The organism is Burkholderia sp. MSMB1588 (genome assembly GCF_001546925.1).
In the GTDB taxonomy this organism is placed as follows: domain Bacteria; phylum Pseudomonadota; class Gammaproteobacteria; order Burkholderiales; family Burkholderiaceae; genus Burkholderia; species Burkholderia humptydooensis.
In genome coordinates this window covers 493,143-513,197 of the sequence record NZ_LNJS01000001.1, presented here as the reverse complement: position 1 = coordinate 513,197, position 20,055 = coordinate 493,143, and the positions used below count along the sequence as shown (strand labels likewise).

The following is a 20,055-nucleotide window of genomic DNA, read 5'->3' as shown; positions in this document are numbered from 1 at the left end:
GATGCGCTTCGTCCGCTCCCTGCTGCTGCTCGTCTATTTCATCGTCTATACGGTGCCGTACGCAACCGCGTGCTTCATCGCGTTCCCGTTCCTGCGCCCGAACGCGCGCTACTGGATGGCGGTCGGCTGGTGCAGGTCGACGCTCTTCGCCGCGCGCTGGCTCACCGGCATCCGGTACCGCGTCGAAGGCTACGAGAACCTGCCCGACGGCCCGGCCGTGCTGCTGCCGAAGCATCAGTCCGCGTGGGAAACGATCGCGCTGCCCGCGCTGATGCCGAAGCCGCTCTGCTACGTGTTCAAGCGCGAGCTGCTGTACGTGCCGTTCTTCGGCTGGGCGCTCGGGATGCTGCACATGGTCCACATCAACCGCAAGGACGGCAAGAACGCGTTCGACTCGGTGATCCGCCAGGGCCGCAAGCGGATGGCGGACGGCGCGTGGGTCATCATGTTCCCCGAAGGCACGCGCACGCCGGTCGGCCGCCAGGGCAAGTACAAGACGGGCGGCGCACGCTTCGCGCTCGGCGCGGGCGCGCCCGTCGTGCCGATCGCGCACAACGCGGGGCGCGTGTGGCCGCGCAACTCGTTCACGAAGTACCCCGGCACCGTCACGGTGTCGATCGGCAAGCCGATCGACACGCAGGGCCTCACCCCCGACCAATTGAACGATCGCGTCGAGAACTGGATCGAAGCGGAAATGCGCCGCATCGATCCGGACGCGTACCGGCACGAGCGCGACGGCGCACGCGGCGCCGAGCGCGCGTCCGACGCCGCGCATCCCTGAAGTCAAGCGAGTTTCACCCATTGCGCACTGCCAAACGAAGCGAACTGATGCCGAAGCGTCCCAGGCCACGGCCGGCCGTCGTGGCTCTCGATCACCGCCAGCTCGACCTGCCGCTCTTCGACGGGCCGGCCGCCGCGCCGCCCCCCGCTTCCCCTTCCGCCGCGCCGCCCGCCTCGCCCGTCCCGCCCGCGACGCCGCCCGAGGCCGACCGCTCCCGCCGCCGCACGCTCGCGCTCGACGGCCGCGTGCTCGAATACAAGCTGAAGCGCTCCGCGCGCCGCACGATCGGCTTCGCGATCGACGGCAACGGTCTCACGATCACCGCGCCGCGCTGGGTGACGCTCGCCGACATCGAAGCGGCGATCGCCGAGAAGCGCCGCTGGATCTTCAACAAGCTCGCCGAATGGCAGACGCGCGCCGAGCAGCGCGCGCTGCCGCAGATCGACTGGAAGGAAGGCGCGCAGATTCCGTATCTCGGCAGGCCCGTCAGCATCGTGCTCGCGTCGGCGAAGGGCGCGCTCAGCTTCGATCCGGTTGCCGCGACGCTGGAGCTCGGGCTGCCCGCGCACGCGAGCGAGCAGCAGATCAAGGATCGCGTGCAGGGCTGGCTGCAGGGCGAGGCCAAGCGGATCTTCGGCGAGCAGCTCGCCGTGTATGCGCAGAAGCTCGGCGTCACGTATTCGATGTATGCGCTGTCGTCGGCCGCGACGCGCTGGGGCAGTTGCTCGAGCGACGGCAAGATCCGCCTGAACTGGCGGCTCATCCACTTCCCGATGTCGATCGTCGACTATGTCGTCGCGCACGAGCTGTCGCATCTGCGCGAGATGAACCATAGCCCGGCGTTCTGGCAGACGGTCGAATCGATCTTCCCGGAATTCCGCGAAGCGCGGCACACGCTGAAGCACCATCCGCCGGAGCTGCTGCCGGCGCTCTGAGCAGCGCGCGCATGCATGAGCGCACGCGCGCCCAAACGCAGGCCGGCGCGGGGCGCCGCGGCGCCCCGCGCGGCGAGACAGCGCTCAGTGAGCCTTGCGCTGGATGAACTCGATCTTGTAGCCGTCCGGATCTTCGACGAACGCGATCACCGTCGTGCCGTGCTTCATCGGGCCGGCTTCGCGCGTGACCTTGCCGCCTTGCGCCTTGATCTGCTCGCACGCCTTGTACGCGTCTTCGACCTCGAGCGCGAGATGGCCGAAGCCCGTGCCGAGCTCGTACGATTTCGTGTCCCAGTTGTGGGTGAGCTCGATGACCGTGTGGTCCCGCTCGTCGCCGTAGCCGACGAACGCGAGCGTGAATTTCCCGTCCGGATAGTCTTGGCGGCGCAGCAATTTCATGCCGAGCAGCTCGGTGTAGAACTTGATCGAGCGGTCGAGATCGCCGACTCGCAGCATCGTGTGAAGCAAACGCATGATGGGTACTCCGTGGGGACTTGCTTGAACGTGCGAATGTACCAGACCCGCGCGATTTCCGCCGGGCGCCGCATCGCCCATCCGCGCGGCAGGGACGATGCGCGGCGCGCATGTCGATCGGTTAAGATCGTCGCGTCGGGCAGCCCGGCAGCGCATGCGCGCCGCCCGGCGCGCCACGCGACGAGGCCGCAGGGCGCGCGCCCGCGGCGAATCGAACCGCTCTTTCCACCACTCTTTCCGACAGCCGAGTCCGTCGGCTTGCAAACCGTGCGAACCTGCTTCCTGGTCTTCCTGAAACCGAGCCTGCCCACCGGGCGCCCGGCCGCCGGCACGTCCGCGGCTCGCGCCGCCTTCGGGAGCGCCCGATGAGCGCCGTCGCCGGCGCGCCGGCGCGTCCGTCGCTCGATCTGCGCGCGATCGGCGTGATGGTCCTGCTGTGCGCGATCTGGGGCTTTCAGCAAGTCGCGATCAAGAGCGCGACGCACGCGATCCCGCCGATGCTCCAGGCCGGACTGCGCTCGGCGATCGCGGCGCTCGGCGTATGGGCGTGGGCGAGCGCGCGCGGCACGTCGCTCTTTCGCGCGGACGGCACGTTCGCGGCCGGCATCGTCGCGGGCACGCTGTTCGCGGGCGAATTCGTCTGCCTGTTCTTCGGCCTCACGCTGACGAGCGCCGCGCGCATGGCGATCTTTCTGTACACCGCGCCGTGCTTCACCGCGCTCGGCCTTCACCTGTTCGCGCCAGGCGAGAAGATGCGCCGCCTGCAATGGTCGGGCGTCGCGATCGCGTTCGCGGGCATCGCGGTCGCGTTCGCCGACGGTTTCGCGCGGCCGGCCGCCGGCGGCGCATCGGCGCTCGCCGGACTCGCGGGCGACGCGCTCGGCGTGCTCGGCGGCGTGATGTGGGCGGCGACGACGGTCGTCGTGCGCTCGACGCCGCTCGCGCGCGCGAGCGCGAGCAAGACGCTGTTCTATCAGTTGACCGTGTCGTCGGCGGTATTGCTCGGGCTCGCCGTCGTCACCCGCCAGACGACGTTCGCGAACGTGACGCCGCTCGCCGTCGCGAGCCTTGCGTATCAGGGCGTGATCGTCGCGTTCGCGAGCTATCTCGCGTGGTATTGGCTGCTCACGCGCTACAGCGCGGCGCGGCTCTCCGTGTTCACGTTTCTCGCACCGCTCTTCGGCGTGAGCTTCGGCGTGCTGCTGCTCGGCGACGCGATCGGCCCGCGCTTCGTCGCGGCGGCGGCGCTCGTGCTCGCGGGCATCGCGCTCGTCAACGCGCCGCCGCGCGGCGGTCGCAAATAGGCATAGGCGAAGCGGGAAACGGCGGCGCGATCGCCGACGCCGGACGAGCGATCCCGCGACGCGTCGCCCGCGCGGCGGCCCATCGCTTTCAGCGGCCCGCCCGCGCCGCGCCCGCCGCCTGCGCGACGCGCACGTACTCGTCGACCCCGACGTCTTCCGCGCGGCGCGCGAGATCGAAGCCGAGCGCATCGAAATCGACGAGATCGCGATAGCCGCCGAGCGTGTTGCGCAGCATCTTGCGGCGCTGCGAGAACGCGGCCGTCACGACTTCGCCGAGCACCGCCGGATCGACGGCCGGCAGCTCGTGCGGCGCATGCGGGATCATCCGCACGATCGCCGAATCGACCTTCGGCGGCGGCTGAAACGATTCGGGCGGCACGTCGATCAGCTTGTCCATCACGTAGCGGTACTGGAGCATCACCGACAGCCGGCTGAACGCCTTCGTGCCCGGCTCGGCGACCATCCGCTCGACGACCTCGTTCTGCAGCATGAAGTGCTGGTCGATCACGACGGGCGCAAACGCCATCAGATGGAACAGCAGCGGGCTGGAAATGTTGTACGGCAGGTTGCCGATGATCCGCAGGGACGGCTGGTCGCCCGGCCGCGCGAGCGAGCCGAAATCGAATGCGAGCGCATCGCCCGCGTGCAGCTCGAGCAGTTCGCCGAAGCGCGCCTTGAGGCGGCCGATCAGATCGCGGTCGAGCTCGACCGCATGCAGCGGCGAATCGGGCGTCGCGAGCCGCGCGATCACGGGCCCCGTGAGCGCGCCGAGGCCCGGCCCGATCTCGACCATCCGCTCGCCGCGTTCGGGACGAATCGCCGCGACGATCGCGTCGATCACGCCGTGATCGACGAGAAAGTTCTGCCCGAAGCGCTTGCGCGCGAAATGCCCTTGGTGCTGTCTGCTGTTCGACATCGAAAGATAGAAAAACGGATGACGCGAAAACTCAGGCCGCGCGCCGATGGCGCGCCATCGTCACCGCGGTGTCGATGGCCGCGACAAGGCTGCCCGGATCGGCGCGGCCCGTGCCGGCGAGATCGAGCGCCGTGCCGTGATCGACCGACGTGCGGATGATCGGCAGGCCGAGCGTGACGTTGATGCCCTCGCCGAACGTCGCGTACTTGAGAACCGGCAGCCCCTGATCGTGGAACATCGCGAGCACGCAATCCGCGTGCTCGAGGTGGCGCGGCTGGAACAGCGTGTCGGCCGGATACGGGCCGCGCGCGTCGATGCCCGCCGCCCGCGCGCGTTCGAGCGCAGGCCCGATCACGTCGATTTCCTCGCGGCCTAGATAGCCGTTCTCGCCCGCATGCGGATTGAGGCCCGTCACGAGGATGCGCGGCGCGGCGAGGCCGAAGCTGCGGCGCAGGTCGCGATCGACGATCGAGAGCGTGTCGACGAGGCCGTCGATCGTCAGCGCGGCCGGCACGTCCTTGAGCGGCAGGTGCGTCGTCGCGAGCGCGACGCGCAGCGGCCGCTCGCCCGTGCCCGCGAGCATCATCACGACGCGCGGCGTGTGCGTGCGCTCGGCGAGATATTCGGTGTGGCCGGTAAACGGCACGCCGGCGTCGTTGATCGTGCTCTTTTGCAGCGGCGCGGTGACGATCGCGTCGTATTCGCCTGCGAGCGCGCCGTCGATCGCCGCATCGAGCAGATCGAGCACATAGCGCCCGTTCGCCGGATTCAGCTTGCCCGCTTCGGCGGGCGCGGCAAGCGCGCGATGCGCGACGGCGACATGCGCGTTCGCGACGTGCGCGTTCGCGACATGCGCGTTGGCGACATGCGCGTTCGCGCCGCCCGCCGTCACGCGCGCCCAGTCGACGCCCGCCGCCGCCGCGCGCTCGGCGATCAGGCTCGCGTCGCCGAGCACCGTGAAGTGCGCATCCGGCCAGCGCGCCGCCGCGTCGGCGAGCGCGCGGGCCGTCAGCTCGGGGCCGACGCCGGCCGGCTCGCCGGTCGTGATCGCAATGCGCAGCGGCTGCGGACGGGCGGACATGATGCGCCTATGTGCCTACTGGACGACGGGCAGCTTGATCTGCACGTACGACGAGTCGCGCAGCTCGCGCAGCCAGTCGGAATACGCCTGCTCGGCCTTGCGCTGGCCGATCGCCTGGCGCGCGATGTCCATCTGCTGCTGCACCGAGCCCTCCGCGTCGCGGCGGCCGAGCACCTGGATCAGGTGGTAGCCGTACTCGGTGCGCACCGGGTTGCTGACCTGGCCGTCCTGCAGCGTGTTCATCGCGCGCTCGAATTCGGGCACCGTCTCGCCCGGGCTGATCCAGCCGAGATCGCCGCCCTGCGACGCCGAGCCGTCCTGCGAGTAGGTGCGCGCGAATTTCTCGAAATCGCCGCCCGCCTCGATCTGCCGGCGGATGTCGATCAGTTGCTGGCGCGCCTGCGATTCCGACTTGCCTTCGCCGACGCGCAGCAGGATATGGCGCACGTGCGTCTGCACGATCTTCGGCGACGCGGCCGGATTCTGGCTCGCGCGGCGCTCGACGAGGCGCACGATCTCGAAGCCGTCCGGCACGCGGATGAGCGTCGGGTTGACCTCGCCGGGACGCAGCTTCGACACGGCGTCGACGACGTCGGACGGCAACGACGACGGCGACTTGAAGCCGAGATCGCCGCCCTTCTTCGCATCGTCGGCTTCCGACTGGCTCTTCGCGAGCCGCTCGAAATTGGCGCCCGACGCGAGCGCCTGCTGCAGCAGGCCGTCAGCCTTCTTCTGCGCGGCGTCGATGTCGGCCTGCGGCGCGTTGGTCGGCGCCTTCACGAAGATGTGCTCGAGCCGCAGATCCTGCTGCGAGCCCGCGTTCGGGCCGCGCTGGCTCGCGATGTAGCTCGCGACCTCGGCGTCCGACACGGTGATCTTGCTGTCGACCTCCTTCTCGCGCAGCTTCGAGAGCATCAGCTCGGTGCGCGCGTCGCGCACGAACAGGTCCCACGGCACGCCCTGCGCCTCGATGCGCGCCTTGTACTGGTCGAGCGGCATGCCGTTCGCCTGCGCGAGACGGCCGAGCGTCGCCTGCACGGTCGCGTTGTCGACGACGATGCCGTCGTCCTTCGCCCGCTGGACCTGGATGCGCTCAAGCACCATCTGGTTCAGCACCTGCGCGCGCAACTGGTCCGTCGGCGGCACGGGCGCCTTCTGCTGCTGCAGGCGGCGCGCGATCAGGCCCACGCGCTGATCGAGCTCGCGCCCGGTGATCACGTCGTTGTTGACGACGGCGACCACCTCGTCGGCGAGCGACGCGCCCTGCGCGCGCAGCGCCTGCGCGGACGCCGGCGGCGCGACCGTGATGAGCGACGCGACCAGACCGGATGCGACAGCCGCGAAGCGAAGGGTTTTCTTCATTGCCACAGGTACTCCATTGAAAGCGGGCTGCGCAAACGCCGCTCGCCGCGAACGCCTCGTCGGCGGTTAATCGTAATTGCTGAAACGCGACAGCGGCGCAGGCGCGGGCGGCAGCGGCGTGTAGCCCTGCACGCCGGCGCGGAACGCCGACACGAGGCCGTTGTCGATGCTCGTCAGCCCCTTGAGCACGAGTTGCGCGAGCACGCGGGTCGACGAATGCTGCTGCCCCGACGAGTTCACGCCGTTCGCGTAGCGCTGGATGCCGACGCCGAACGCCCAGCAGTCGGCATCGTACTGGAAGCCGACGAGACCGTCGACAACCCGGCTGCTCGCGAGATCGTAGTTGAAGCGGCCCACCGTGTAGAGCCGCCGCGTGAGCGGCCACTGCGCGGACACGAGGATCTGGTTGATCGGCTCGTTGCTGAGCGTCGGATTCTGCCGCGTGTAGCGGTAGCCGACGTTGATCACGCGCCGCTCGCCCGGGCTGTAGCCGAAGCCGACGCTCGACTTCACGAGCTGGTTGTTGTCGACGTTGTACTGGAACGCCGTCTCCGACGCGAAGCCCGCGCCGAGCTTGACCGACGCGCCGAGGATCAGGTCCGAGTGCCGCGCGGTCGCGGGCGCCTCGGTCGGCAGAAGCGTCACGCGCTGATCGGTGAAGTAGTACTGCTGCGCGATCACGAAGCGCGCGCGCTCGTCGCCCGTCGTCGGATTGATGAAGCGGGTCGTGAGCGCGGCCGTCAGGCGGTTCGCGTCGGCGATCCGGTCGTTGCCGACGAACGTGTTCGGCGTGAAGATCTCCGCGAGCCCGAAGTCCGACACGGCCGTGTCGAAGAGCGGCGCGTTCGACTGGTTCCGGTACGGCGTGTACACGTAGTACAGGCGCGGCTCCAGCGTCTGGATGAAATCCTGGCCGAACAGGCGCACCGAGCGGTCGAACACGAGCCCGGTGTCGAGGCTGAGCGTCGGAATCGAGTACGTGAAGCGCTTCGCCTGATCGGGCACGCCGCCCGTCGTCGTCGTCAGGTCGTACGACGCGATGTGCAACTGCGCCTTCGGCACGAAGAAGTAGCCGGGACCGTAAAGCCCGTACGACACGTACGGGTTGAACATCACGCGGTCGCCTTCCGGCTGGTCGGCCGTCGTGATCCGGAAGCGCGAATAGTCGGCTTCCGCGCCGAAGTCGAAGCCGCCGACGTTGTATTTCGTGTACTTCACGTTCAACTGCGGCTCGCGCCCGTACGGCGCGATCGACGGCGCGAGCGTCTGCCAGTGCTGGTAGCGCCCGAGCACCGACCACGGCCCGTTGTTGTACGTGAGGCCGGCTTCCTGCTGGTAGACGGTCTGGATCCCGTTCAGGAACTGGTTCGTCGAGCCCAGATCCTCCGGATACGTGTTGTCCGAGACCTTGTTGTAGTAGATGTAGCCCGCGAAGCCGTTGCCGAAATTCTGCTGGTGCTGCCAGTAGATCGCGTAGCGGTTGCGCTTCGCGACACGGTCGTCGGGCAGGTATTCGCCCGTCAGCGTCCCCGAGTAATTCGTCGACAGGTAGCGGAACGTCGCCTGCGTGAAGATCCCGCGCTTCGAGATGACGTGCGGCGTGATCGTCAGGTCGCGGTTCGGCGCGATGTTGAAGTAGTACGGCAGCGCGAGCTCGAAGCCGCTCGACGAATCGAGCGAGAACGTCGGCGGCAGGAAGCCGCTGCGCCGCTCGCCCGACAGCGGAAACGTGAGCCACGGGCTGCCGAAGAGCGGCACGCCCTGGAAGAACAGCACGCCGTTGCGCGCGACGCCCTCGTCCGCGCCCGTATCGAAATCGAACTCGCTGCCCTTGATGTACCACGCCGGATTCGTCGCGCACTGGCAGCCCGTGTACGTGCCGTTGGTGAACACCGAGCGCTCGCTGTCGAGGAGCTGCACGCGCTCGGCGCTGCCCGAGCCGCCCGTCGCCGTGAAATGGTACTTCGGCGTCGTCATGAAGCCCTGGTTCGCCTCGACCTTCAGATGCGCCTCGGGCCCCGAGAACGTCGTGCCGCCGTTGGCCACCGTGACCTTGCCGTACGCGTCGGCCATGTCGGTGTCCTGATCGTAGTGGATCGCATCCGCCTTGACGACCGCGTTGCCGCGGCGGATCTCGGCCGAACCCTTCGCGGCGAGATCCTGGTCGGCGGTGCCGCCCGTGTGATCGGCGAGCACGAACGTCGCGGGCTTGCCGCCCTGTTTTTGCGGATGCTCGTCGAGCTGCGGCGCGAGGCGCAGGTCCCACGGCGAGCCGAACGTCTGCGGCTCGGCCGCGACGCCCGACAACTGGGCCTGCGACACCGCCGGCACGAGGCCCGGTACGGCCAAAAGCGCGACCGCGAGCCGTTTTTTGCGCGGCGCGGCATCGCAAGCTGGGACGAGCGGGAATAACGTTTTAGGCGGCATCTATCGTTCGGCGAATCGCCCCCTGTCAAGCCCGGCCTCCGCATGCCGCGCCCGCGCAATCGAACCGTGACTGCGGCTTCGCGCATACCGGGGGAAACGGGCAAACGGACGGCGTGGCGGGCTGCGGGCCCGCGCCGGCGGGAATTGACACGGGACGCGTCAAAAAAGTCGTGGGGTATTATATGGCAAGACGTTCCCCCTCCCCGACTTTCAATGACGCAGCCCCCAGCCGATCCCCGTCTCGCCCGCCTCGCCGCCTGGCTCGCCACTTTCGCCGACCGCTACGCGCTCGACCTCGCGTCGCTCGCCCCGGCGTCCGCCGACGCGAGCTTCCGCCGCTATTTCCGCGTCGCGAGCGCGGCCGCGCCGGGCGGCACGGCGATCGCCGTCGACGCGCCGCCGCCCGAGAAATGCCGCGAGTTCGCGCAGATCGCGCAACTGCTCGACGCGGCCGGCGTCCACGTGCCGAAGGTGCTCGAGCACGACTTCGATGCGGGCTTCATGCTCGTCACCGATCTCGGCACGCGCCCGTACATCTCGGCGCTCGACCCGGCGGCGCCCGCCGCCGCGCGGCCGCTGATGCGCGACGCGCTCGACGCGCTGATCCGCTGGCAGCTCGCGTCGCGCGAGGGCGTGCTGCCGCCGTTCGACGAAGCGTTCCTGCGCCGCGAGATGGAGCTGATGCCCGAATGGTACGTCGGCCGGCATCTCGACAAGACGCTGTCCGACGACGCGCGCGGCGTGCTCGAGCGCACGTTCGCGCTGCTGATCGCGAGCGCGAAGGCGCAACCGCAGGGCTACATGCTGCGCGACTTCATGCCTCGCAACCTGATGATCGCGGAGCCGAACCCGGGCGTGCTCGACTTCCAGGACGCCGTGTACGGGCCGCTCACGTACGACGTGGTGTCGCTCATGCGCGACGCGTTCATCAGTTGGGACGAAGCGTTCGAGCTCGACTGCTTCGCGTACTACTGGGAAAGAGCGAAGAAGGCGGGGCTGCCCGTCGAGCCGGATTTCGGCGAGTTCTACCGGCAGCTCGAATGGATGGGCCTGCAGCGCCACATCAAGGTGCTCGGCCTGTTCGCGCGCATCAACTACCGCGATCACAAGCCGCACTATCTCGCCGATCTGCCGCGCTTTCTCGGCTACGCGCAGCGCGTCGCGCTGCGCTACCGGCCGCTCGCGCCGTTCGCGCGGCTCCTCGACGATCTCGAAGGCAAGACGGCCGACGTCGGCTACACGTTCTGAACGATGACGCACACACTCGATACGGCGATGATCTTCGCCGCCGGGCGCGGCGAACGGATGCGCCCGCTTACCGACACGACGCCGAAGCCGCTTCTCGTCGCGGGCGGCAAGCCGCTGATCGTCTGGCAGATCGAGCGGCTCGCCGCGGCGGGCATTCGCACGATCGTCGTCAACCATGCGTGGCTCGGCGCGCAGATCGAGGCCGCGCTCGGCGACGGCTCGCGCTGGGGCGTGCGGCTCCTGTATTCCGCCGAGCGCGAGGCGCTCGAGACCGCGGGCGGGATCGCGCAGGCGCTGCCGCTCATCGAGGGCGGCGGCGGGCCGAAGGTGTTCGTCGGCGTCGCGGGCGATATCTATGCGGACTTCGATTACGCGGCGCTGCGGGAGCGTGCAGCCGCGCTCGCCTCGGCATCCGAGCCCGGCATGCATCTCGTGATGGTGCCGAACCCGCCGTTCCATCCGGCGGGCGATTTCGCGCTCGACGGCAGCGGCCGGCTGTCGCTCGACGGCGCCGCGCGCGTCACGTTCGGCAGCATCGCGCTGTACGACACGCGGATGTTCCGCGATCTGCCCGCCGGCACGCGCCGCGCGCTCGCCCCCTATTACCGCGAGACGATCGCCGCGCGCCGCGCGACGGGCGAGCTCCACACCGGAGCGTGGGAGAACGTCGGCACGGCCGCGCAACTGGGCGAGCTCGATGCGGCGTTGAAGGCCGCCCGCTGAGAGCGCCGGCCCGGTCGCTTCGCCGCCGGATCGACCGGCTCGCCGAAACGCGCGGCGTCGTCGCCCGTCCCGCCCCGCTTCGTCAAACCTCTTCCGCCGCCGCGCCGTCGGCCGCCGCGCGCTGCTGCTGCAACGCCCACATCTGCGCGTAGAGGCCGTCCGCGCGCAGCAGCTCCGCGTGCGTGCCGCGCTCGACGATGCGCCCGTGGTCCATCACGATGATCTGGTCCGCATGCACGACGGTCGACAAGCGGTGCGCGATCACGAGCGTCGTCCGGTGCCGCGCGATCTGGTCGAGCTCGTGCTGGATCGCGCGCTCGGAACGCGAATCGAGCGCCGACGTCGCCTCGTCGAACACGAGGATCGGCGGATTCTTCAGGATCGTCCGCGCGATCGCGACGCGCTGCTTCTCGCCGCCCGACAGCTTGAGCCCGCGCTCGCCGACGGGCGTGTCATAGCCCTTCGGCAGACTCTCGACGAACGAGTGGATGTGCGCGGCGCGCGCGGCCGCGATCACCTCGTCGCGCGTCGCCGACGGCCGGCCGTACGCAATGTTGTAGTAGATCGTGTCGTTGAAGAGCACGGTGTCCTGCGGCACGATGCCGATCGACGCCCGCAGCGAATCCTGCTTCACGTCGCGAATGTCCTGGCCGTCGATCGTGATCGCGCCGCCCGTCGCGCGATCGAGATCGTAGAAGCGGAACAGCAGGCGCGACAGCGTCGACTTGCCCGAGCCGCTGTGGCCGACGACCGCGGTCGTCGAGCCCGCCTCGATCGTGAAATCGACGCCGCGCAGGATCTGCCGCGACGGCTCGTAGCTGAAATCGACCCGCTCGAAACGCACTCGCGCGCCGCTCACCTTCAGCGCGCTCGCGCCGGGCGCGTCGTCGACTTCGCGCGCGGCCGACAGCAGCCCGAACATCCGGTCCATGTCGGTCAGGCTCTGCTTCAGCTCCCGATAGACGACGCCGAGGAAGTTGAGCGGAATGTACAGTTGCAGCATGAACGTGTTGATGAGCACGAGATCGCCGAGCGTGAGCCTGCCCGCGAGCACGCCCTGCGTCGCGCGCCACAGGATGAACACGAGCCCCGTGCCGATGATCGCCTGCTGGCCGAAGTTCAGGAACGACAGCGAATTCTGCGAGCGGATCGCCGCCTTCCGGTAGCGCTTCAGGTTTTCGTCGTAGCGCTGCGTCTCCCATTCCTCGTTGCCGAAGTACTTGACGGTCTCGTAGTTGATCAGCGAATCGATCGCGCGCGAGTTCGCCCGCGAATCGAGCTCGTTCATCGTGCGGCGGAAATGCGTGCGCCACTCGGTCACCTTCACGGTGAATGCGATGTAAGCGACGAGCGCGGCGAACGTCACGTACGCGTAATACGCCTCGTACTTGACGACGAAGAAGCCGAGCACGAGCCCCACTTCGACGAGCGTCGGCAGGATGCTGTACAGCGAATACGAGATCAGTTGCTGGATGCCGCGCGTGCCGCGCTCGATGTCGCGCGACATGCCGCCCGTCTGCCGCTCAAGATGAAAGCGCAGCGACAGGCCGTGCAGATGCCGGAACACCTGCAGCGCGAGCCGCCGCACCGCGCTTTCCGTCACCTTCGAGAACAGGATCTCGCGCAGCTCGGTGAAGAGCGACGTCGACAGCCGCACGAGCGCATAGGCGATCACGAGGAGCCCGACGCCGCCCGCGAGCACGACGGTCGCCGACTGCTCGGCGCGGCCGAGCGCGGTCAGATGCTGGACGGCCGCGAGGCTGTCGACGATCCGCTTCATCACGACGGGCACGCCGAGGTTCGCGACCTTCGCGCCGATCAGGCACGAAAGCGCGAACGCGACGCGCCATTTGTAGGCGCTCAGGTACGGCAGCAGCGAGCGGATCGTCTGCCAGTCGTTGCGCGGCCCGGTCGCGGCGGGCGCGGGCTCGGAGGAAGCGGGATAGCGGCGCATGGGGAGTTCGTGGGTTCGCTTCGTCGGTGAAAGTGGGCGTGTCGGGCTTTCCTGGCCGGCCGTCGATGCGGCGCGCATCACGCTACGCGGCGGCGCGTGCGCGGCGAGGCCCGGCCTGCGAGGCCCGGCCTACGCGGCCCGGCCCAAATCCACACTTTCTCGTACAATTTCAGAACTCTGTATTGTCTCAGAAGCCGGTTCACGCCGCTGTCCGCCGCATCTCCGGCGACGGCCGCCGAATACGCGCAAGCCGGCCGCTTTTCTTACAAGATGGAAGCTTCAACCATGACCGATTCGCCCATGCAACTCCCGCAAAAACCGCCCGCGCTGCGCGTCGTCCCGCAACCGTCCGACGCGAACGTCCACGGCGACGTGTTCGGCGGCTGGATCATGGCGCAGGTCGACATCGCGGGCTCGATCCCGGCGAGCCGCCGCGCGAACGGTCGGGTCGCGACGGTCGCGGTCAATTCGTTCCTGTTCAAGCAGCCGGTGTTCGTCGGCGATCTGCTCAGCTTCTACGCGAGCATCGTGAAGACGGGCAACACGTCGGTGACGGTCGACGTCGAGGTCTACGCGCAGCGGATGAGCCTGATGAGCGAGATCGTCAAGGTGACGGAAGCAACCCTCACCTACGTCGCGACCGACGCCGATCGCCGCCCGCGCGCGCTGCCGCCGCTCGAATAAGCGCGGCGCACGCACGCGCGCATCGCAAGGCGGCGCTTGCCGCCGCCCCTCGCCCGCTCAGTGCGCGGCGAGGCCGAACTCGCGCATCGCGGGAACGAAGTCGTGGTTGAGCTTCGGCTTGCGCGACAGCTTCGCGAGCACGTAGCGCTGAAACGGCGTGAGCGTCGACCACTGCGAGGCGGACGGCGCCGGCAGGCCGGCGAGCCCGCTCTGCGCGACGAGCGCGTCCGGCACGGCATCGGCGCTGCGCCATGCCGGATGCTCGTCCGGCTGGAACCAGGTCGGCTCGACGTTCGCGTGCGTGCGCAACATCTCGAACAGCGCATGATCGAAATTCGGCTCGATCACGACGTCTTCGTCGGCCGGAAAGCGCGCGAGCAGCCTGCGATCCTCGAGCGGCAGCATCTGCCACTGCTCGAGCGAGATCCTCAGCCCGAAACGGTCGAGGTTGAAGCGGACGATCATCGGAATGTAGGTCAGATCCTCCGACGATTCGATTTCGAAATTGAACAGCAACGGCGCGTCGCTCAGTCCCATGTTTGCACCCACTATGACGTTTGCCGGCACGTTTGGCCCGTGTGGAGTATTTTAGAACCTTCGCAGGCATCGAGCGTGCCGCCCGGCGTCGCGCCCCGCTCGCCCGTCCAGCCGTCCCATCGAAGGAGCCCCCCGTGAGTCTGTCCGAAACCGTCGAACCCAGCGGCATCGTCGAGCTTTCGGTGCGCAGGCGGCGCGGCGACGCGATCGAGGCGGCCGTCGACCGCGTCGGCCAGGAATGGCCCGTCGCGCTCGTGTTCAACGGCATCTCGCACGCGGTGATGATGTGCACGCCGCGCGATCTGGAAGCGTTCGCGGTCGGCTTCGCGGTGTCGGAAGGCATCGTCGGGCGCGGCAGCGACGTGAAGGACATCGAGGTCGCGCTGCACGGCGACGCGCCGCTGCCGCACGCCGAAGTGCAGTTGACGGTCGTCCAGCAGGCGTTCGCCGCGCTGAAGGAAAAGCGCCGCGCGCTCGCGGGGCGCACCGGCTGCGGCGTTTGCGGGATCGAAAGCATCGATCTGCTCGATCTCGTGCCGCAGCGCCTGCCCGATACCGGCTTTCTCGCGCGCCTCGCGCCGGATGCGATCGCACGCGCGGCGCGCGAGCTTCCCGCGCATCAGGCGCTCACGCGGCAGACGGGCGGCCTGCACGCGGCCGCGTGGTGCGATGCGTCGGGCGCGATCGTCCATGCGTTCGAGGACATCGGCCGCCACAACGCGCTCGACAAGCTGATCGGCACGCTGACGCTCACGCGCGCCGACATGACGAACGGTTTCGTGTTCCTGTCGAGCCGCGCGAGCTACGAGCTCGTGCGCAAGTCGGCGCGCGTCGGCATTCCGATGGTCGCGACGATCTCCGCGCCGTCGTCGCTCGCGATCGAGATCGCGCGGCAGGCCGGGCTGCGGCTCGTGAGCTTCTGCCGCGAGGCGGGTTACGTCGATTACGGCACCGCGTAGCGCGCCGCCGCCGCGATCGCGCTCAGTCGAACTGCCGGAAATCCGGCTTGCGCTTCTCGAAGAACGCGGTGATCGCCTCGCGCACTTCGGGCGAGCGCAGCATCTCGCCGAACTGATCGCCTTCTTCCGACATCCGCGCGGCGATTTCCGCGCCGCTGCCCTTCTTGAGGAACGCCTTCGTCGCGCGCAGCGACGAAGCCGGCAGCGCGACGAGCTTCGCCGCCTGCTGCGCGGCGAACGCGTCGAGGTCCGCGGCGGGCAGCACGCGGTTCACGAGGCCGATCCGGTGCGCCTCGAGCGCGTCGAACGGCTCGCCGAGCAGCAGCTTCTCCGCGGCGACCTGATGGCCGGCGAGGCGCGGCAACAGCAGGCTCGACGCCGCCTCCGGGCACAGGCCGAGTTGCGTGAACGGCAGCGACAACTGCGCGGTATCGGCCGCGTAGACGAGATCGCAGTGCAGCAGCATCGTCACGCCGATGCCGACCGCAACGCCCGCGACCGCCGCGACGATCGGCTTCTGCGCGCTCGCGATCTGGCGCAGGAACTGGAACACGGGCGCGTGCTCGTCCTTCGGCGGCGCCTTCATGAAATCGTCGAGATCGTTGCCCGCGCTGAAGTTGCCGTCGCTGCCGCGAATCAGGATCGCGCGCACCGACTTGTCGTCCTGCGCCGCCGCGAGCGCATCGGCCATCGTCTGGTACATCGCCGCCGTGATCGCGTTCTTCTTCGCTGGGCGCGCGAGCGTGATCGTCAGCACGCCGCCTGCGTTTTCGACCTGGATATCCATTTGAGCCGTCTCCATGACTGTTTTCATTCGATCGACAAAAAAACGGTGCGCGAGCCCGCCGCCCGCGCACCGTCGTCATGCGTCGCGCGCGCCGATCAGAGCCGCTCGATGATGCCCGCCGCGCCCATGCCGGTGCCGACGCACATCGTCACCATCCCGTACTTCAGGTTGCGGCGGCGCAGGCCGTGCACGACCGTCGACGCGCGAATCGCGCCCGTCGCGCCGAGCGGGTGGCCGAGCGCGATCGCGCCGCCGAGCGGGTTGATCTTCGACGGATCGAGGCCGAGATCGCGGATCACGGCGAGCGATTGCGCGGCGAACGCCTCGTTCAGCTCGATCCAGTCGATGTCGTCCTGCTTGAGGCCCGCCGCCTTCAGCGCGGCCGGAATCGCTTCCTTCGGGCCGATGCCCATGATCTCCGGCGGCACGCCGCGCACGGCGAAGCTGACGAAGCGCGCGAGCGGGGTCAGGTTGAACTGCTTGAGCACCTTCTCCGACACGACGAGCAGCGCGCCCGAGCCGTCCGACGTCTGCGAGCTGTTGCCCGCCGTCACCGAGCCCTTGTTCGCGAACACCGTCTTCAGCTTCGCGAGCCCTTCGAGCGACGTCTCCGCGCGCGGACCTTCGTCGAGCGAGATCTCGCGCGTCTTCGTTTCGATTTCGCCCGTCGCGAGATTCGGGAAGCGCTCGACGATCGCGTACGGCGCGATCTCGTCCTTGAACTCGCCCGCCTGCTGCGCCGCGAGCGCCTTCCGGTGCGATTCGACCGAGAACGCGTCCTGGTCTTCGCGGCTCACCTTCCACTGCTCGGCGACGCGCTCGGCCGTCAAGCCCATCCCGTAAGCGATGCCGAAGTCTTCGCTGCGATCGAAGATGTGCGGCGACATCGACGGCTTGTTGCCCATCATCGGCACCATGCTCATCGATTCGACGCCGGCCGCGAGGATCGCGTCCGATTCGCCGACGCGGATGCGGTCCGCCGCCATCGCGAGCGCGGTGACGCCCGACGCGCAGAAGCGGTTCACCGTCACGCCGCCGACCGTGTTCGGCAGGCCCGCGAGCAGCGCACCCATCCGCGCGACGTTCAGGCCCTGCTCGGCCTCGGGGATCGCGCAGCCGACGATCGCGTCTTCGATCAGCTTCGTGTCGAATTGCGGCACTTGCGCGATCGCCGACTTGATTGCGTGGACGAGCAGTTCGTCCGGGCGCGTGTTCCTGAATGCACCGCGGGGCGCCTTGCCGATCGGCGTGCGGCTTGCGGCGACGATGTATGCGTCTTGCAACTGTTTGCTCATTTCAAGCTCCTGTCGACCGGAGTGGTGCTTGAGCGCTCACTCCGCTCCCATGCAAAGTTGTCCGCTCGGCTCGATCAGTTGCGAACCGGCTTGCCGGTCTGCAACATGCCCATGATCCGCTCCTGCGTCTTCTGCGTGCCGAGCAGCTCGACGAACGCGCGACGCTCCAGCGCGAGCAGCCATTCCTCGTCGACCGTGCTGCCGGCCTCGACGTCGCCGCCGCAGACCGCTTCCGCGATCCGGCTCGCGATCAGGAAGTCGTGATCGCTGATGAAGCGGCCGTCGCGCATGTTGACGAGCTGGGCCTTGATCGTGGCGATCGCCGAGCGGCCGGCCACCGGGATTTCCTTCGCCTTCAGCGGCGCGCGATAGCCCGCCGCCGCGAGGCCGCGCGCTTCCTTCTTCGCGACGTCGAGCAGCTCGAACACGTTGAACACGATCGTGTCCGACGGCTTCACGTAGCCCATCGCGCGCGCTTCGTGCGCGGACATCGACACCTTCGCCATCGCCGCGTTCTCGAACGACTTCGTCAGGAACTTGAGCAGCTCGCTCGTCATGCCCGCCGCCGTCGCCGCGTCCGCCGCGCGCAGCGCCGCTTCCTTCAGGCCGCCGCCCGCCGGCACGAGGCCGACGCCCACTTCGACGAGGCCGATGTAGCTCTCGACGTGCACGACGCGCTTCGCGCTATGCAGCATCAGCTCGCAGCCGCCGCCGAGCGCCAGGCCCGACACCGCCGCGACGACCGGCACGTTCGCGTACTTCACGCGCAGCATGCCTTCCTGGAACTTCTTCACGAACGGCTCGATGCCCTTCGCGCCGCCCATCATGAACGCGGGCATCGCCTCTTCGAGGTTCGCGCCAGCGGAGAACGGACCGCCCGGATTGCCGAGCTTGAGCGAGCTCGGCTGCCAGATCACCACGCCCTTGTAGTCCTTCTCCGCGAGCGTGATCGCCTGCACGAGGCCGTCGATCACGCTCGGGCCGATCGTGTTCATCTTCGACTTGAACGACACGATCACGACGTCGTCCTCGCCCGCGCGGTCGTCGACCCATGCGCGCACCGAGTCCGTCTCGAACAGCGTCTTGCCGAACGTCTTCGGGTCGCGCCCCGCTTCGCCGAACACGGGCGCGCGGAACACCTGCCTGTCATAGACGGACAGCGCCGAGCGCGGCACGAAGCGCTTCGCCGCTGCCGACCACGAGCCTTCGGCCGCGTGCACGCCGCCCTTCTCGGCGACGGCGCCTTCCAGCACCCACGCGGGCAGCGGCACGGTTGCAAGCGACTTGCCGGCCGCGATGTCTTCCTGCACCCACTCGGCGATCTGCTTCCAGCCCGCCGCCTGCCAGTCCTCGAACGGGCCCTGGCTCCAGCCGAAGCCCCAGCGGATCGCGAGATCGACTTCGCGTGCGTTGTCGGCGATCGATTCGAGGTGGATCGCGATGTAGTGGAACACGTCGCGGAAGACCGACCACAGGAACTGCGCGTGCGGATGCTGCGTCTCGCGCAACAGCTTCAGGCGCTCGGCGGGAGGACGCTTCAGGATGCGGCCGACGGTCTCGTCCGCCTTCGCGCCGGAGTCGACGTAGGTCCCCGTCTTCGCGTCGAGCACCTTGATCGCCTTGCCTTCCTTCCGGTAGAAGCCGGCGCCCGTCTTCTGGCCGAGCGCGCCCTGCTCGACGAGCTTCGCGAGCACGGCTGGCGTCCGGTAGACCGGGAAGAACGGATCGTCGGCGAGGTTGTCCTGCATCGTCTTGATCACGTGCGCCATCGTGTCGAGGCCGACCACGTCCGCCGTGCGGAACGTCGCCGACTTCGCGCGGCCGAGGCGGCTACCCGTCAGGTCGTCGACTTCGTCGAAACGCAGGCCGAATTTCTCGGCTTCGACGATCACGGCGAGAATCGAGAAGATGCCGACGCGGTTCGCGATGAAGTTCGGCGTGTCCTTCGCGCGCACGACGCCCTTGCCGACGACGCTCGTCAGGAACGTCTCGAGCTGGTCGAGGATGTCGGCTCGCGTGTGCGCGGTCGGGATCAGCTCGACCAGGTGCATGTAGCGCGGCGGGTTGAAGAAGTGCACACCGCAGAAGCGCGCCTTCAGCTCGTCGGCGAAGCCGTCGGACAGCGTCGTGATGGACAGGCCCGAGGTGTTGGTCGCGAAGATCGCGTGCGAAGCGATGTGCGGCGCGACCTTCTTGTACAGGTCGTGCTTCCAGTCCATCCGCTCGGCGATCGCCTCGATCACGAGATCGCATTCGGCGAGCTTCGCGATGTCGTCCTCGTAGTTCGCGGCTTCGAGATACTTCGCGTCGTCCTTCACGCCGAACGGCGCGGGCGACAGCTTCTTCAGGTGCTCGATCGCCTTCAGCGCGATGCCGTTCTTCGGGCCTTCCTTGGCGGGCAGGTCGAACAGCAGCACGGGCACGCGCGCGTTGACGAGATGCGCGGCGATCTGCGCGCCCATCACGCCGGCGCCCAGCACGGCGACCTTGCGAATGTTGAAATTGCTCACGGGACTCCTCCGGATTGAGCCGCGCGGCGCCGGTCGTAAGGGCGCGCGCGGCGTGTGAGTGCGAATAATCGGTCGTTC

Annotated in this window: 17 protein-coding genes; 7 read left to right on the top strand and 10 right to left on the bottom strand. The window is 68.6% G+C overall.

The genetic code is table 11. The features are described 5' to 3' along the window. Position 1: 1 nt before the first annotated feature. Together WS92_RS14095 and WS92_RS14090 are read left to right on the top strand one after the other, a co-directional pair. On the top strand, positions 2 to 781 hold the full coding sequence (locus WS92_RS14095; protein ID WP_059931173.1) for a lysophospholipid acyltransferase family protein: 780 nt from the start codon (positions 2 to 4) through the stop codon (positions 779 to 781). Between the two features lie 47 nt (positions 782 to 828). Beyond that, on the top strand, positions 829 to 1,716 hold the full coding sequence (locus WS92_RS14090; protein ID WP_043282012.1) for a M48 family metallopeptidase: 888 nt from the start codon (positions 829 to 831) through the stop codon (positions 1,714 to 1,716). 84 nt (positions 1,717 to 1,800) lie between these two features. Here WS92_RS14090 and gloA read toward each other — a convergent pair whose 3' ends face one another. Continuing rightward, entirely contained in the window at positions 1,801 to 2,190 is a 390-nt protein-coding gene (gloA, locus tag WS92_RS14085; RefSeq protein WP_009911274.1) for a lactoylglutathione lyase, read from the bottom strand. A 365-nt stretch (positions 2,191 to 2,555) separates the two neighbouring features. On the opposite strand from gloA, the gene WS92_RS14080 reads away from it, so the two are divergent. Beyond that, positions 2,556 to 3,494 (top strand): DMT family transporter, encoded by a 939-nt coding sequence (locus WS92_RS14080; RefSeq protein WP_006024590.1) that lies wholly within the window; start codon positions 2,556 to 2,558, stop codon positions 3,492 to 3,494. Between the two features lie 88 nt (positions 3,495 to 3,582). Here the strand turns inward: WS92_RS14080 and rsmA are convergent, their stop codons facing one another. From rsmA to WS92_RS14060, 4 genes are all read right to left on the bottom strand, one after another. Beyond that, positions 3,583 to 4,410 (bottom strand): 16S rRNA (adenine(1518)-N(6)/adenine(1519)-N(6))-dimethyltransferase RsmA, encoded by an 828-nt coding sequence (gene rsmA / locus WS92_RS14075; RefSeq protein ID WP_059931171.1) that lies wholly within the window; start codon positions 4,408 to 4,410, stop codon positions 3,583 to 3,585. A gap of 31 nt (positions 4,411 to 4,441) precedes the next feature. Continuing rightward, the gene (gene pdxA, locus WS92_RS14070; protein ID WP_059931170.1) at positions 4,442 to 5,491 is read right to left on the bottom strand and encodes a 4-hydroxythreonine-4-phosphate dehydrogenase PdxA; all 1,050 of its coding nucleotides are present in this window, start codon (positions 5,489 to 5,491) and stop codon (positions 4,442 to 4,444) included. 15 nt (positions 5,492 to 5,506) lie between these two features. Then, a complete protein-coding gene (locus WS92_RS14065; RefSeq protein WP_059931168.1) occupies positions 5,507 to 6,853 on the bottom strand; it encodes a peptidylprolyl isomerase in 1,347 nt (448 codons plus the stop codon). A 66-nt stretch (positions 6,854 to 6,919) separates the two neighbouring features. Further along, complete coding sequence (locus tag WS92_RS14060; protein WP_015600383.1) at positions 6,920 to 9,280, bottom strand: LPS-assembly protein LptD; 2,361 nt, start codon at positions 9,278 to 9,280, stop codon at positions 6,920 to 6,922. Between the two features lie 213 nt (positions 9,281 to 9,493). Here WS92_RS14060 and WS92_RS14055 point away from each other — a divergent pair, with 213 nt between their 5' ends. Together WS92_RS14055 and murU are read left to right on the top strand one after the other, a co-directional pair. Beyond that, positions 9,494 to 10,528 (top strand): aminoglycoside phosphotransferase family protein, encoded by a 1,035-nt coding sequence (locus WS92_RS14055; protein WP_015600743.1) that lies wholly within the window; start codon positions 9,494 to 9,496, stop codon positions 10,526 to 10,528. Positions 10,529 to 10,531: 3 nt separating this feature from the next. Beyond that, positions 10,532 to 11,251 (top strand): N-acetylmuramate alpha-1-phosphate uridylyltransferase MurU, encoded by a 720-nt coding sequence (gene murU / locus WS92_RS14050; protein WP_015600985.1) that lies wholly within the window; start codon positions 10,532 to 10,534, stop codon positions 11,249 to 11,251. An 82-nt stretch (positions 11,252 to 11,333) separates the two neighbouring features. Here murU and WS92_RS14045 read toward each other — a convergent pair whose 3' ends face one another. Continuing rightward, the gene (locus WS92_RS14045) at positions 11,334 to 13,205 is read right to left on the bottom strand and encodes an ABCB family ABC transporter ATP-binding protein/permease (RefSeq protein ID WP_006024583.1); all 1,872 of its coding nucleotides are present in this window, start codon (positions 13,203 to 13,205) and stop codon (positions 11,334 to 11,336) included. Between the two features lie 285 nt (positions 13,206 to 13,490). Between WS92_RS14045 and WS92_RS14040 the strand changes: the two genes are divergently transcribed. After that, positions 13,491 to 13,889, top strand: a complete 399-nt coding sequence (locus WS92_RS14040; RefSeq protein WP_009892921.1) for an acyl-CoA thioesterase — start codon at positions 13,491 to 13,493, stop codon at positions 13,887 to 13,889. Positions 13,890 to 13,946: 57 nt separating this feature from the next. Here the strand turns inward: WS92_RS14040 and WS92_RS14035 are convergent, their stop codons facing one another. Then, on the bottom strand, positions 13,947 to 14,426 hold the full coding sequence (locus WS92_RS14035) for a nitrate reductase associated protein (protein WP_009911269.1): 480 nt from the start codon (positions 14,424 to 14,426) through the stop codon (positions 13,947 to 13,949). Positions 14,427 to 14,560: 134 nt separating this feature from the next. On the opposite strand from WS92_RS14035, the gene fdhD reads away from it, so the two are divergent. Then, complete coding sequence (gene fdhD, locus WS92_RS14030; protein ID WP_059931166.1) at positions 14,561 to 15,385, top strand: formate dehydrogenase accessory sulfurtransferase FdhD; 825 nt, start codon at positions 14,561 to 14,563, stop codon at positions 15,383 to 15,385. A gap of 22 nt (positions 15,386 to 15,407) precedes the next feature. Here the strand turns inward: fdhD and WS92_RS14025 are convergent, their stop codons facing one another. The 3 genes from WS92_RS14025 to WS92_RS14015 all read right to left on the bottom strand — a co-directional run bounded on the left by WS92_RS14025 (position 15,408) and on the right by WS92_RS14015 (position 19,977). Then, positions 15,408 to 16,172, bottom strand: coding sequence for an enoyl-CoA hydratase (locus tag WS92_RS14025; RefSeq protein WP_009911268.1), 765 nt, complete (start codon positions 16,170 to 16,172; stop codon positions 15,408 to 15,410). 95 nt (positions 16,173 to 16,267) lie between these two features. Beyond that, positions 16,268 to 17,467, bottom strand: a complete 1,200-nt coding sequence (locus WS92_RS14020) for an acetyl-CoA C-acyltransferase (protein WP_059931164.1) — start codon at positions 17,465 to 17,467, stop codon at positions 16,268 to 16,270. Positions 17,468 to 17,541: 74 nt separating this feature from the next. Next, on the bottom strand, positions 17,542 to 19,977 hold the full coding sequence (locus WS92_RS14015) for a 3-hydroxyacyl-CoA dehydrogenase/enoyl-CoA hydratase family protein (protein WP_015601101.1): 2,436 nt from the start codon (positions 19,975 to 19,977) through the stop codon (positions 17,542 to 17,544). Between the last annotated feature and the right edge of the window lie 78 nt (positions 19,978 to 20,055).